Origin of the sequence: Methylobacterium sp. J-043 (genome assembly GCF_022829505.1) — a bacterium.
GTDB classification, from domain to species: domain Bacteria; phylum Pseudomonadota; class Alphaproteobacteria; order Rhizobiales; family Beijerinckiaceae; genus Methylobacterium; species Methylobacterium extorquens_A.
In genome coordinates, this window is sequence record NZ_JAKSYB010000056.1 from 12,831 (window position 1) to 25,832 (window position 13,002).

The window sequence follows — 13,002 nt, forward strand, 5'->3', positions numbered from 1 at the left end:
CCTCCCCGAATCCGGAAAAGCCTATTTCATCTCGGACGAGATCTTGTCAGGCGTTCACGATGCCGGGCGATTTCAGGCCGCCCGGGCCTGCGGGGTCGCCGCGCTCAGCACCGCCGCGAGATCGTCGGGGCGGAACGGCTTGTCCAGTTGCAGGAACTGCCGCGCCGCGGCCGGCAGGTGCCCGTGGGGGCTCGCCAGGATGATGCGGATGTCGGGATAGTGCTCGACCACCGTCGCGGCGAGCTGAAGGCCGGTCATCACCGGCATCGACTGGTCGGCGACCATGGCGTCGTAGTCCGCGCTCTCGCCGAGCAGCGCAAGGGCGTGTTCGCCCGAGGCGGCCTGAACCACGTCGTGGCCGAGGTCGGCCAGCGCCTCGGCGAGGCTCGCCCGGACGAGGCTGTCGCTCTCCACCAGGAGGACGCGCAGGGTGGAATACCAGAGGGCCGGATGCTCCGGCGGCCGCTCGGCGGCCCGGAGCCAGATCTCGGCGACGAAGGCGTCCTCGCCGGTCCCGTCCGAGACGGGGCGCCAGCCGGCGCCGATCTCGGCGAGGAGCCGGGCCACCGTCTCCAGCGACCCTGAGCGGGGTGCCCGCACCGTCCGGCCGGGCTCGTGCTGTCCGCTGGCGACGAGGAGGCGCACGTAAGCGCCCGGCGGCAGGCCGAAGCCCGTCTCCGTCTCGGTCATCTCTTCGGCGGCCCCGATCGCGAAGCCATGAAGCCCGTGATCGCGGAAGTGGAAGGCGAGGTTGAGCAGGACGAGTTCGAGGATGCGCTCGGCGCACAGCACCTTCGGCAGGTCGCCGGGAACGCGGTTGATGACCGGCACGTCGCGCAGCACGTTGGCCGCCATGAAGGCGAGGGCGGCCTCGACGCTCGTGCCGAGGTCGCACTCGGCCAAGGCCTCGCCCTCGCCGCGCACGAGCCCGAGCATCCGCCGGGTCAGCGCCGCCCCGCGCGTGGCGCCCGCGAGCGCCGCATCGACGAGGCGTGCCGGCTCGGGGTTCAGGCCGTGGCGTCGGCGCACGGTCGCGAGGTTGGCATGCACGATCGTGAGCACGTCGTTGAAGTCGTGGACGATGCCGTCGGTCACGCGGCGCAGGACGGCGTTGCGCCGCCGCTCGTTCAGGCCCGAGGGCGTCTCCGAGACGCCGCCCTCGATCGCCCGGCTCAGGGCGTGGATGCGGCTGCCGTCGCCCGCCGCGCGCAGGAAGCGCACCAGCACCCGCCGGTCCGCTTCGGGCGCGGGGTCGGCGCCGTCGGCGCGGGCGCGCAGCACCACGTCGTGCGGCCCGTCCGCCCGGCGCGCCGCGTCGAGGGTGAGGTCGAGGAGGGCGTGGTCCTCCGGCTCGAACCATTCGGCGAGGTCGGACAGGTCGGTGGCGTGGTCCGAGGCCGTCGCCGTGCCGGTCCGGTCGGAATCCGACCACACGACCTGACGTGTCTCCGGGTCGATCTCCCAGCAGGTCCAGCCGGACATCGCCTCGAAGGTCTGAAGCCGGCCTTTGATCCGGTCGAGACCGGTTCCCGCCAGCGCCAGCGCCGCCTCGCGGCTCTGGGAGCGGCCGGCGACCGCCTCGGTCAGCGCCGCGATCTCGCGCACCGGAGAGGCCGCAGCCTCGTCCGGCCCGGCCTCGCCCTGGGCGAGGCGCTGCAGCGGCTGCGCGGCGCGGCCCCCCAGGGCGTAGCCGAGCCCGGCGGCGGCGCCGACCACGGCGAGCGCCAGCGCCAGGAGGCGCCCGTTGGGCAGCAGACCCGCCGCCACGCTCGCCGGTGCGTAGGCGGTGACCACCCAGCCGGGAGAGCTGAGTTCGCGCCCGCCCTGGACCGGCGCGGAGGCCGAGCGGTGCTCGCCCCAGGGCGCGGACGCGGTGCCCGCGAGCCGCCGCCCGTCGGCGCCGCTCACGGTGAAGGCGGTCGTTTCGGGCAGGTCGAGCGCCCCGCGCAGGCGGGCACCGATCTCGAGGAAGGCAGGGCCGGCGCGAAGCTGGATCCGGTCGGAGCGTCCGGGCATCCCGAGAGAGAGGACGACATCGAAGGGGGCCGTCTCGTCCCCCTGGGTCGCGATGACGACCTCGGCGTTGCGCGCCCGCGCGAACCAGGGCTGCCGGGCGACGCTGCTGCCGGGCCGGCGCGGATCGGCGGCGGCGCGCACGCTGCCATCCGCACCGATCAGCGCGGCATCCCCGTAGCGCGGGTTGAGCGCGAGCCAGTCCCGCAGCAGGGCCGAGCGATCGGCCTCGTTCAGCGTCGGATCGCCGGGGCGCAGCAGCAGCGCGACGGTGCGCGCATCCGCGACACTGCCATTCAGCTCCGCATCGACTGCGTCCGCGAAGGCACGTGCGCCCGTCATCGCGGCACGCTGCGCGCCGTCCGTGGCGGGACCGGCCCCGAGCACAGCGGTCCCGATCCAGGCGAGCCCGAGCGCCGCCGCCGCGATCAGGGCGAGCTGGGCCGCGTTCAGCACCTTGAGCGAGATTCGGACGGAATCCAGCATGCGGGGGCTCCGCCGGCACAGCTTGCCGGCCGCAGGAAACCGGGATTGGTATCCCTGCCCGTTAGACGAGGCCGCCAAGCGCTTAAGGGCCGGTTAATGCTGGCGCCATTCACCGCCCGTCGGCCCGGTGTTGCCGGGAAGAGCCTCGCCCTGCACGCGTGAACCGTCGAAAGCTACTCCGCGGGCCGGCGAGCCGGCCGTCTCCTCGAATCGGATGCGACAGGGCCCATCCGCCTTTCGAGGGTTTTGTGGCTTTTGTGGCATAGGCGTTGCTAGGACGTGTCCGCCGGCCGTGAGGGCCGGTGACGGCGAGCATGCGAGCCTCCGTTTCGCCCCCGCGCGGATGGCCCGCGTGAGCGATTCCAACGGGATGGAATCGGCCTCGCCGTCTTCAAGGATGCGGAGCGCGAGATCGAGATGAACGCAATGGCCCTTTCCGTCGCCGTCGCCCCCGAGATGGCCGAGGATGCGCTGGCGGACCAATTGATCGAGATGACGGTCGAGGATTGCCAGCGCGCCTTTGCCGAGGGCCGCGTCACCGCCGAGGCGCTGGCGGCGGCGTTCCTGGCGCGGATCGAGACCTACAATCCGCGCTACAAGGCGCTCATCGTGATGAATCCGCGGGCACTCGACGACGCCCGCGCCATCGATGCCCGCCGTGCGGCCGGCGAAGAGCTGGGGCCGCTTGCGGGCGTACCCGTGGTCATCAAGGACACGATGGACATGGCGGGCCTGCCGAGCACCGGCGGCTGGCACTTCCTGTCCGCCGAGGCCGGCGGCGTCGATCTGATTCCGGCGACCGACGCGCCGGTGACGGCGCGGATGCGCGCGGCCGGTTGCGTCATCCTCGGCAAGACCAACGTGCCGGTGCTGAGCCACACCGGCAGCCACGCCAATGATTCCTGGGCCGGCCCCACCCTCAACCCGGCCGCGCCCGACCGCATCCCCGGCGGGTCGAGCGCCGGCACCGCCACGGCGGTGGCCGCGAGCCTCGCCGTCCTTGGGCTCGCCGAGGAGACCGGCGGCTCGATCCAGAATCCGGCCTCGGCGCAGGGCTTGGTCGGCATCAAGCCGAGCTTCGCCCTCGTGCCGAATGCCGGCGTGATGCCGCTGGCCGGCAGCACCCGCGACGTGGTCGGGCCGATCGCCCGCTGCGTGCGCGACGCCGCGCTCACCCTCGACGCGCTCGCCGGCTATTCCTCGGCCGACCCGAAGACGGTGGCCGGCATCGGCAAGCGCCCGGCCGCGGGCTACGCGGCAGGGCTCGACGCGAGCGCGCTGGCGGGCAAGCGCCTCGGCCTCTACGGGCCCGGCTGGCGCGACCTGCCGCTCTCGGAGGAGGCCAGTGCCCTCTACGCGCGCACGCAGAAGGAGTTGGAAGCGGCCGGCGCCACCCTGGTGGCCGATCCCTTCGCCGGCACGGGCTTTGCCGCCCTCGCCGAGCCGACGCCGGGCCTCGTCTACTTCGACGCCCGCGGTTTCGAATCCGCACCCTACGACCTCCAGCTCTACTTAGAGCGGATGGGGCCGGACGCGGCGATCCGCAGCTTCGCCGCCTTTGCCGAGGCGACGAAAGCCGAGGACGCCTTCGCGCCGGGCGGCGTGCTGCACCCGATCACCAACCTGCCTGGGCTCGCGCCCTGCCTCGCCGACCCGGCGAGCCCGCCCGACCTCTCCGGCTTCCTCGCCGCCCGCGAGGCCTATCTCGCGCTGTTCGACCGGGTGATGGCGGAGCACGAGCTCGATGCCTTGGTCTTCCCGCAGATGCGGGCCGAGCTGCCGCCGCTGCACGGGCCGGGCACGCTCCTCGAAACCACGGTCTGCGAGATCAACATCGCCGGCCTGCCGGGGGTGACGCTGCCGGCGGGCGCCTACGCCTCCGGCTCGCCGTTCAACCTGATCTTCGTCGGGCGGATGTGGAGCGAGGGCGAGCTGCTCGCCTGCGCCTACGCCTACGAGCAGGCGACGCATCACCGCCGCGCCCCGGCCCTCGACGCCTGATTTTTTGGAACGCGCGCGCATCCTGTCCGGCTCGCCTGGGCTGGACAGGATCGCGGCGTGGTTGTGCACCCTGTGCACGTCTTGGAAATTGTGCGCGACCGTTCTGTGTCCGCGGCGCTATCCTGATCCCAAAGGGGACAGGGCCGGGATGCTGACCGATCATCGCCACGAGGAAATTCTCTCGCAGCTCGCGCAGACGGGGCGCGTCGGCGTCACCAGCATCGCCGCCACCCTGGCGGTCTCCGACGAGACGATCCGGCGCGACCTGAAGATGCTGGAAGAGCGCGGGCTGCTGCGGCGCATCCATGGCGGCGCCGTGATGCCGCGCCTCGATCAGGAGCGCCCGCTCACCGAGCGCAGCGGGCTCAACAGCCGGGAGAAGGGCCGCGTCGCCGCGCTGGCCGAGGGGCTGGTGGAGGACGGGATGTCGATCTTCATCGACACCGGCACCACCACGCTGGCCCTGGCCCGGCGGCTCACCACTCGCAAGCTCACGGTGACGACGAACTCCATCGACCTCGCGCTGCTACTCGCCGACAGCCCGGCGCGGGTGAACCTGACGCCGGGCCGGCTGCGGCCGAACGACAACGCGCTGGTCGGCTACGACACCGTGGACTACGCCCGGCGCCACTTCTTCGATCTCGCGATCATGGGCATCGCGGCCTGCGACCTCGCCCAGGGCTGGATGGATTACGAGGAGCACGAATCCGTCCTGCGCCGGGCGCTGCGGGGCCAGACGAGGCGGGCGGTGCTGCTCGCCGATTCCCGCAAGTTCGGGCGCCAGGCCAACCTTCAGACGTTCGATCTCTCCGCGCCGCTCACCGTGGTGACCGACCGGGCACCGCCCGAGCCCTTCGCCGAGCGGTTCAGCCGGCACGCCATCGATCTGATCTGCGGCTGAGGCCTGGGGCTCGGAGACGGCGCCTCACGGCGTCGGCAGCGTCGGCGTGACCTCGGGCGGGGTCTCGCGCAAGGCGCGCAGCTCGTACCAGAGGGCGTTGAGCACGCCGACGGCGGCGGCCAGTCCGAGGCCGAGGATCCAGGCGAAGTACCACATCGTCGCGCGTCCTGATGCGAGGCAGGGGGGAGGCCCCGGCGGCGCCGGGGCCGGAAACGTCAGTAGGCGGCCGAGCCCGGCGCGGTGATGTCGCGCTCCGAGACCTTGCCCCACAGCACCCGGTAGACCCAGGCGGTGTAGGCGAGGATGATCGGCAGGAAGACCACCGTGGCGATCAGCATGTTGCGCAGGGTCGCCCGGCTGGAGGAGGCGTCGAACACGGTCAGTGCGTGGCCCGGATGCGTGTTCGAGGGCAGGATGACCGGGAACATCGACAGGCCGACGGTGGCGATGATGCAGGCGATGCCGAGGCTGGAGGCCAGGAAGGTCAGCCCCTCGAACCGGGCGCGGAAGCCGAGCGCCGCCAGCAGCGGGCCGGCGATGCCGAAGAGCGGCACCAGGGCGAGCGCGGGATGGGCCCGGAAGTTCGCGAGCCACGCGCCGGCATCCGTCACGACCGCCTTGGTTAGCGGATTGGACGGGCCGTCGCCGGGAAGCGGGCTCAGCACCCGGTAGCCGCCGAAGGCGCCGGCCCAGATCAGGAGGCCGCCGAGGGCGAACAGGGCGGCGGTGGCGAGCGCGGCCTTGAGCCCGATGGCGCGGGCGCGCTCGGCGACCGGCCCCTCGGCCTTGAAGGCGAGCCATGCCGCGCCGTGCGCCACCAGCATCGCCAGAGAGACGAGGCCGCACAGCAGCGCCAGCGGGTTGAGCAGGCCCAAGAGGCTGCCCGCATAGATCGGGCGAAGGTCGCCCGTGAAGTGGAAAGGCACGCCCTGGAGCACGTTGCCGACGGCGACGCCGAAGATCAGCGCCGGCACCGCGCCACCGACGAACAGCGCCCAATCCCAGCGCGCGCGCCAGACCGCGCTCTCGCGCTTCGAGCGGTACTTGAACGCCACCGGCCGCAGGATCAGGGCGAACAGCACGAGGAACATCGCGAGGTAGAAGCCGGAAAAGCTCAGCGCGTAGAGCGCCGGCCACGCGGCGAAGATCGCACCGCCGCCGAGCACCAGCCAGACCTGGTTGCCTTCCCAGGTGGCAGAAACGGTGTGGATCGCGAGGCGCCGCTCGACGTCGGTGCGGCCAACGAAGGGCAGCAGGGCGCCGACGCCGAGATCGAAGCCATCGGTGACGGCAAAGCCGATCAGCAGCACGCCGAGCAGCACCCACCAGATCAGGCGTAAGCTTTCGTAGTCCGAGAGAAGGGCGAGCATGGAGGGAAACTCCTCGGGCGAGGGGCCGGCGCAATGGCGAGGTCGGCCGGCGAAGGGAGAAGGAGGGCTACTCGGCCGCGACGAGGCCGGCGTCGGTCCGGTTCGTGCCGGCACCGGGAAAGAGGGCGGCCGGGTCTTCGGCGAGCGTCTCCGGGCCCTTGGCGATGGCGCGCAGCATCAATTGCACCTCGATCACCGCGAGCACGCCGTAGACCAGGGTGAAGCCGGCGATGGTGATGAGGAGCGAGGGAATGCCGAGTTCCGAGGTGGCGAGCGCGGTCGGAAGCACGCCCTCGATGATCCAGGGCTGGCGGCCGAACTCGGCGACGAACCAGCCGAACTCGATCGCGATCCAGGGCAGCGGCAGGGCCAGCATCGCGGCCCGGAACAGCCAGCGGGGCGCCTCGGCCTCGCGGGCGGTGTACCAGAGCGCCGCCCCGAACAGGCCGATCAGCAGGAAGCCGCAGGCCGCCATCGCCCGGAAGGTGAAGAACAGCGAGGGCACGTGCGGCACGGTGGACCACGCCGCTCGGTCGATCTCCGCATCGGTCGCCTTCAGCGGATCGCCAATCAGGGGCTTGAGGAGCTGCGCGTAGCCGAGATCCTGTTGCGTCCGGGCGAACTCGGCCCGGGCCGCCTCGTCGGTGCGGTCGGCCTTGATCCGCTCCAGCGCCGCGTAGGCGACGAGCCCGTTGCGGATGCGGCCCTTGGCGTGATCGACCAGTTCGGTGATGCCGGGGATTTCGGTCGTCAGCGAGCGGGTGCCGATCAGGCCCATCGCGTAGGGGATGTGGAGCGCGTAGCGGGTGGTGCGGCTCTCCAGATCCGGGACGCCGATCGCCGTGAACGACGCGGGCGCGGGCTCCGTGTGCCACATCGCCTCCATGGCGGCGAGCTTCATCTTCTGGTGGTCGGTGACGGCGTAGCCGCTCTCGTCGCCCAGCACGACGACGCTGAGGGCCGAGGCGAGGCCGAAGGCCGCCGCGATGGCAAACGAGCGCTTGGCGAGTTCGAGATGCCGCCCGCGCAGGATGTAGAAGGCCGAGACGCTGAGCACGAACACCGCGCCGCAGACATAGCCGGCCGAGACCGTGTGGACGAACTTCGCCTGCGCCACCGGATTGAGGATCACGGCGGCGAAGTCGGTCACCTCCATGCGCATCGTATCGGGGTTGAAGGCCGAGCCGACCGGGTTCTGCATCCAGCCGTTGGCGATCAGGATCCAGAGTGCGGAGAAGTTCGTGCCGAGCGCCATCAGCCACGTGACGATGCAGTGGGCCAATGCCGTGAGCTTGTCCCAGCCGAAGAAGAACAGCCCGACGAAGGTCGCCTCCAGGAAGAAGGCCATCAGGCCCTCGATGGCGAGCGGGGCCCCGAACACGTCGCCGACATAGTGCGAGTAGTAGGCCCAGTTCATGCCGAACTGGAACTCCATGGTCAGGCCGGTGGCCACACCCAGCGCGAAATTGATCCCGAACAGGAGGCCCCAGAACTTGGTCATGTCGCGCCAGATCTTGCGGCGCGTCATGACGTAGACCGTCTCCATCATGGCGACGAGGATCGAAAGTCCGAGCGTCAGCGGCACGAACAGGAAGTGGTACATCGCCGTCAGCGCGAATTGCAGGCGCGACAGATCGACGAGCAGCGGGTCGGTCATGGGAGGCTCCTTGTCCGATGCTGCCTCTCGCGCTGCCGCGCTTTTGCATCCTTGACGCAGATCAAAGCCGCTCGAGCCGCCCCCGCCGCACAAGGCGGCATGACCCGTCGATCCCCCCGCGCCCGTTCCGCCCCAGAGCCCACGGCGCTGACCCTCGCTCGCGGGGCGGCGCGGGCCGGCCTGTCGCGCCTCCACGGGCTCCAGGCCCTGCGCTGCGCCGCGACGCTCGGGCTCGCCGTCGCGCTGGCGCGGCTCGCCGGGGCGCTGATCGAGACGGGCGGGCTCGATGGGCCCGCGCTCGGCCTTGCCGGGGCCTGCCTCCTCGCGGGCGCCGGGCTGGGATACGCGATCGAGGCGCGCAGCGCCGCCCTTGAGGCGGAGGTCGCCGTCGCTCTGGTCGATGCCGCCGAGGCGCGGCTCGCGGCGATGCCGGCGCGCACCGCCGCCGACCTGCCGCGCGGCGCGGTGATCGCCGGGCTGCAGCGGCATCCCGGCGCGCTCGCCCGCCTCGTCGTCGGCCACGCCGTGGCGCGGCGGATGATGGCGCTCGGGCCGGTGCTGACGGCATGCGCGGTCGCCGTCGTCTCGTGGCAGGCGGCCCTGGCGCTGCTCCTCGCCACACCGGTGATGATCGTGTTCTTCGCCCTCGTCGGCGGCATGATCCGCGAGCGGGCCGCCGCCCAGGAGGCGGCGCTCGGGCGGCTCGCCACGCAGTTCGCCGACCGGGTGCGGACGCTGCCGACGATCCTCTCCGCCCACGGCCTGCCCCGCGAGACGGCCAAGCTCGACCGTCGGCTTGAGACTTACGCCGACGGCACCATGGGCGTGCTGGCAGTGGCTTTTCTGAACGCGGGCGTGCTCGACTTCTTCGCCTCGCTTGCCATCGCGATCCTGGCGGTGTTCCTCGGGCTCGGCCATCTCGGCCTTGCCGAGGTGCCGGGCTTCGCAGGTCTGGCGCTGTGGCAGAGCCTGCTGATCCTGCTGCTCGCCCCCGAATACTTTTTGCCGTTCCGCCGCTACGCCGAACTCTACCATGCCAAGGCGGAGGGTGAGGCGGCCGCGGAGGCGCTCGCCTGGGTGTTTTCGGAGGACGCCGACACGGCACCCGAACGCGGCGTGGTTCCCGCAATGCCGGGCGCCCGCGGCCTCGTCCTGCCCCATGCCGGACCCGTCGCCGATTTCGACCTGCCCGCGACCGGCCTCGTCGCGCTGACAGGCCCGAGCGGCGCCGGCAAGTCGACCCTGCTGCGGGTGCTCGCTGGTGTCGAGGCACCCCTCGCCGGGACCGTCCGCGTGCCGGATCAGGGGCATCCCGCGACCTGGGTCTCCTTGGACACGCCGATCCCGGCCGGCACGCTCGCGACCGCCATCGCCGACGGCAGACCGGTGCCGCCTGAGGCGGTTGCCGCCGCCGCCGCGTCGCTCGGCCTGGACGACGATCCGCACTGGCCCGGCGGCCTCGATGCCCCCGTACGGGCGGGCGCCGAGAACCTCTCCGGCGGCCAGCGGGTCCGGGTCGCCGTCGCGCGCCTGCTGCTGCGGCCCGGCACCGCCTTCTGCGACGAGCCCACCGCCAAGCTCGATCCCGACAACGCCGCGCGGGTGCGCCGGGCCCTCGCGCGCGCCGCCCGCGCGCGCCTCGTCATCGTGGCGACCCACGACCCCGCGCTGGCGGCGATCGCCGACCGGCGCATCGCCCTGAGGCCCACCCTTTCCGAGAGGCAGGCGGCCTGATGCGCACACGCTCCGATACGACGCCGGGCGGTTCCGGCCGCGCCGAAACGTCCCGAGCTTGGACCCTCGCCTTCGCCCTCGCGGCTTTGGCGCTCGCCGCGAATCTCGCGCTCGCCGGCACCGCCGTGAGCTTCCTGGCCGCGGTGGCCCTGGCCGGGGCCGGGCCGGCGGCCTTCGCCTTCAACTTCCACCACCCCGCCGCCCTGGTGCGCCTGTTCGCGCTGCTGCGCACGGGCGCGCGCTACGGCGAACGCATGGCCGGCCACCGCGCGGCGCTGACCGATCAGGTCCGCCGCCGCGCCGGCCTGTTCGCGGCGCTTGCGCGGGCGCCGGAGAGCCGCGGCGCCGGCTGGCAGCTCGGGCGGCCGGAGCGGCTCGCCGACTTCATCGACGACGTGGCCGACATCGACTACGCCCGGCTGCGCGTCGGCTTTCCCGTGGCCCTGACCGGCGCGTCGCTCGCCGGGCTCGTATTCGCCACGGCCCTCACGGCGCCGCTCGCGCTCCTTCCCGTCGCGGTGCTCGCGCTGGCGGGCGGCCTCGTGGCCCGGCATGCGCTGACGCGGATCGCGGCCATCGAGGACTGGGCCCGCCGCGCGCGGCGCACCGCTGCCGCCGATCTCGGAGCGGCGCTGGCGGGTGCGGTACCCCTCGACGTCGAGGGGCGGCGCGGCCCGGCCCTGCGGATCGCCCTCGATCCCCTGCGCGATGCCGAGCGCGAGGCCGCCTGCGGAAAGCGGGCGCTGGCCCGGTTCGAGTCCGTACTGGCACTGGCGCTGGCCGGCCCCGCCATCGCCCTAGCCGTGCTGCTCGCCGCCTGGAGCGCGGGTGCCCGCGGCACCGGACTCTTGCCCGCCGCCTTCCTAGCCTTTGCTTGGCTCGCCCTCGCGGAGCCGATCCTGTCCCTGCCGCGCGCGCTGCTCGGCTCCGTCCGCGCCCGGCTCGCCCGCCAATCCCTCGCCGTGGAGGAGGGCACCGCCGCGGAGCCGGCCCCCCGGCCCGGTCCGGCCCCCGGCGCCCTGACCCTGCACGGCCTGCGCCTGCGGGCGCCGGACGGGCGCGATCTCGGCCCGGCACCGGAGCTTGCCGTCGCCCCCGGCACACCGCTGACCCTCGTCGGCGCCAGCGGCTGCGGCAAGACCACCCTGTTGAAGGCGCTGGCTGGCTGGAGCGAGGAGCGGCCCGGCGAGACGGTCCGGCTCGGCGGCGCCGTCCGCCCGGCGGCCGAGCGGCGGGGGCTGACGCATCTGAGCCTGCACGATGCGGCGATCCTGTCCGACACCGTCCGCGAGAACCTGTTCGCGCCTGGCGTCTCCGACGCGGCTTTGTGGGCGGCCCTGGAGGCCGTCGAACTCGACACCCGCATTCGGGCGGCCGGCGGCTTCGATGCCTGGATCGGCGAGGGCGGCCTTTCGCTGGGCGAAGCGCAACGCCTCAACCTCGCCCGCGCCTGCTTAAGCCCGGCCCCCGTCATCCTCCTCGACGAGCCGGCCGAGCATCTCGGCGACGATCAGGCCGCGCGCATCCTCGGGCGCCTGCTCGTGCACTGGCATGACCGCATCGTCGTGCTGACGAGCCACCGACCGGATCTCAGGCTGCCTGGGCGCCGGGTCTCGCTCGGGCTGGATTGAGGCAAGCCCAACCCGAACGCCGGGACTCTCCTTACACTTTGCCAAGTCGGCGAGGGTCGGGCCGCCGGCGAGGCTCTGTGCCGCCGGTTTGCGCCGTCGAGGCATCCGTGCGCGCCGCCTCCGGTGCGCCCTCTCTCGAAGCTGTCGCGGTCGCGAGAAGCGGCATAAATCCCTTTACGACATCCGTTCCGATCAAGAAGGCTGGAAAGATCAGGATAAAGATGTGGCCGCGAAAGAAATCACTTGGCGGGAAGACATCGCCCGCGCCGCCGTAATGCGCTTCCTCGGTCGTCCTTCATTCTCCGCTCGCTTCGGCCCTGTCCGGTTTCGACTTCACAGGCGACGCGGAGGCAGGCTATTGAATCGCCTGGAGCGGGCTACGGGACGGGAGGCTTCCGATGCAAAGCTCTGGCGAGAGCCCCGGTGTCGAGCCGATCCCAGCCGAGCCGCCTTGCGCGCACGACCGCTCGGAGAGTGGCTGCGCCGCGTGCAAGGTCCGCCTCATCAGCGTCTGCGCGGCGCTCACGAGCGAGGAACTCGCCGGCTTGGAGGCGCTGAGCCAGCCCGTCCATCTCGACCCGCGCCAAGCCCTGTTCCAGCAGGAGGGCCGGGCGGGCGCCGTCTACAACGTCACCGAGGGGGCTTTACGCCTGTCGCGGCTTCTGCCGGACGGGCGGCGGCAGGTCATGGGTTTCGCCATGGTCGGCGATTTCCTCGGTCTCGCGCTGCCCGAGCGCTTCACCGTCACCGCCGAGGCGCTGGCGCCGACGACGCTCTGCCGGTTCGAGAAGCGTGCCTTCGCCGGCCTCGTCGCCCGGACGCCACACCTGCTGCAACGCCTCTACGAGCGGGCCGGCCATGAGCTGACGCTGGCTCAGGATCACATGCTGCTGCTGGGCCGCCGCACCGCCGAGGAGAAGGTGGCGAGCTTCCTGCTCGGCCTGCGCACGCGCTACGCCCGCATCGGGCACGATTCCATCACTGTCGAGCTGCCGATGGGCCGGCAGGACATCGCCGACCATCTCGGCCTCACCATCGAGACGGTGAGCCGGATGCTGACCCGGCTCGACCGGGAGAAGGCGCTGCTGATCGTGCCCGGCGGCGTGCGCCTGTTGGACGTTGCCCGGCTCGAACGCATCGCGGCGAGCTGAAACGGGAACCCTTGATCAGAGCGGAAGCCGAATTCCGCTCTCCCGCAGGGATCGACCG

General features: G+C 72.4%; 9 protein-coding genes. 5 read left to right on the forward strand and 4 right to left on the reverse strand.

The annotated features are described in order from the left end of the window. Positions 1 to 72: 72 nt before the first annotated feature. Complete coding sequence (locus tag MKK50_RS14820) at positions 73 to 2,499, reverse strand: response regulator (protein ID WP_499023380.1); 2,427 nt, start codon at positions 2,497 to 2,499, stop codon at positions 73 to 75. A 417-nt stretch (positions 2,500 to 2,916) separates the two neighbouring features. Between MKK50_RS14820 and MKK50_RS14825 the strand changes: the two genes are divergently transcribed. Together MKK50_RS14825 and MKK50_RS14830 are read left to right on the forward strand one after the other, a co-directional pair. Continuing rightward, positions 2,917 to 4,500, forward strand: coding sequence for an amidase (locus tag MKK50_RS14825; RefSeq protein ID WP_499023382.1), 1,584 nt, complete (start codon positions 2,917 to 2,919; stop codon positions 4,498 to 4,500). A gap of 148 nt (positions 4,501 to 4,648) precedes the next feature. Then, on the forward strand, positions 4,649 to 5,401 hold the full coding sequence (locus MKK50_RS14830) for a DeoR/GlpR family DNA-binding transcription regulator (RefSeq protein ID WP_499023384.1): 753 nt from the start codon (positions 4,649 to 4,651) through the stop codon (positions 5,399 to 5,401). Positions 5,402 to 5,425: 24 nt separating this feature from the next. Here the strand turns inward: MKK50_RS14830 and cydX are convergent, their stop codons facing one another. From cydX to MKK50_RS14845, 3 genes are all read right to left on the reverse strand, one after another. Further along, a complete protein-coding gene (cydX, locus tag MKK50_RS14835) occupies positions 5,426 to 5,557 on the reverse strand; it encodes a cytochrome bd-I oxidase subunit CydX (RefSeq protein WP_499023386.1) in 132 nt (43 codons plus the stop codon). Positions 5,558 to 5,616: 59 nt separating this feature from the next. Further along, positions 5,617 to 6,771: a cytochrome d ubiquinol oxidase subunit II gene (gene cydB, locus MKK50_RS14840; protein ID WP_499023388.1), complete on the reverse strand. Its 1,155-nt coding sequence runs from the start codon at positions 6,769 to 6,771 to the stop codon at positions 5,617 to 5,619. A gap of 67 nt (positions 6,772 to 6,838) precedes the next feature. Then, positions 6,839 to 8,428, reverse strand: coding sequence for a cytochrome ubiquinol oxidase subunit I (locus tag MKK50_RS14845; protein ID WP_499023391.1), 1,590 nt, complete (start codon positions 8,426 to 8,428; stop codon positions 6,839 to 6,841). 99 nt (positions 8,429 to 8,527) lie between these two features. On the opposite strand from MKK50_RS14845, the gene MKK50_RS14850 reads away from it, so the two are divergent. The 3 genes from MKK50_RS14850 (at position 8,528) to MKK50_RS14860 (ending at position 12,944) form a co-directional block, all read left to right on the forward strand. Beyond that, entirely contained in the window at positions 8,528 to 10,162 is a 1,635-nt protein-coding gene (locus MKK50_RS14850; RefSeq protein WP_499023393.1) for an ATP-binding cassette domain-containing protein, read from the forward strand. Then, complete coding sequence (locus MKK50_RS14855; RefSeq protein ID WP_499023396.1) at positions 10,162 to 11,793, forward strand: ATP-binding cassette domain-containing protein; 1,632 nt, start codon at positions 10,162 to 10,164, stop codon at positions 11,791 to 11,793. The genes MKK50_RS14850 and MKK50_RS14855 overlap by 1 nt, the downstream gene beginning before the upstream one ends. A 398-nt stretch (positions 11,794 to 12,191) precedes the next feature. Further along, positions 12,192 to 12,944, forward strand: coding sequence for a Crp/Fnr family transcriptional regulator (locus tag MKK50_RS14860; RefSeq protein ID WP_253373702.1), 753 nt, complete (start codon positions 12,192 to 12,194; stop codon positions 12,942 to 12,944). Positions 12,945 to 13,002: the final 58 nt, after the last annotated feature.

What these genes read in the sequence shown, in the direction of transcription:
- MKK50_RS14825 (WP_499023382.1), top strand. Translation starts at nt 2,917, where the DNA reads ATGAACGCAATGGCCCTTTCCGTCGCCGTCGCCCCCGAGATGGCCGAG.
- MKK50_RS14845 (WP_499023391.1), bottom strand. Translation starts at nt 8,428, where the DNA reads ATGACCGACCCGCTGCTCGTCGATCTGTCGCGCCTGCAATTCGCGCTG.
- MKK50_RS14855 (WP_499023396.1), top strand. Translation starts at nt 10,162, where the DNA reads ATGCGCACACGCTCCGATACGACGCCGGGCGGTTCCGGCCGCGCCGAA.
- cydB (WP_499023388.1), bottom strand. Translation starts at nt 6,771, where the DNA reads ATGCTCGCCCTTCTCTCGGACTACGAAAGCTTACGCCTGATCTGGTGG.
- MKK50_RS14850 (WP_499023393.1), top strand. Translation starts at nt 8,528, where the DNA reads ATGACCCGTCGATCCCCCCGCGCCCGTTCCGCCCCAGAGCCCACGGCG.
- cydX (WP_499023386.1), bottom strand. Translation starts at nt 5,557, where the DNA reads ATGTGGTACTTCGCCTGGATCCTCGGCCTCGGACTGGCCGCCGCCGTC.
- MKK50_RS14820 (WP_499023380.1), bottom strand. Translation starts at nt 2,499, where the DNA reads ATGCTGGATTCCGTCCGAATCTCGCTCAAGGTGCTGAACGCGGCCCAG.
- MKK50_RS14830 (WP_499023384.1), top strand. Translation starts at nt 4,649, where the DNA reads ATGCTGACCGATCATCGCCACGAGGAAATTCTCTCGCAGCTCGCGCAG.
- MKK50_RS14860 (WP_253373702.1), top strand. Translation starts at nt 12,192, where the DNA reads ATGCAAAGCTCTGGCGAGAGCCCCGGTGTCGAGCCGATCCCAGCCGAG.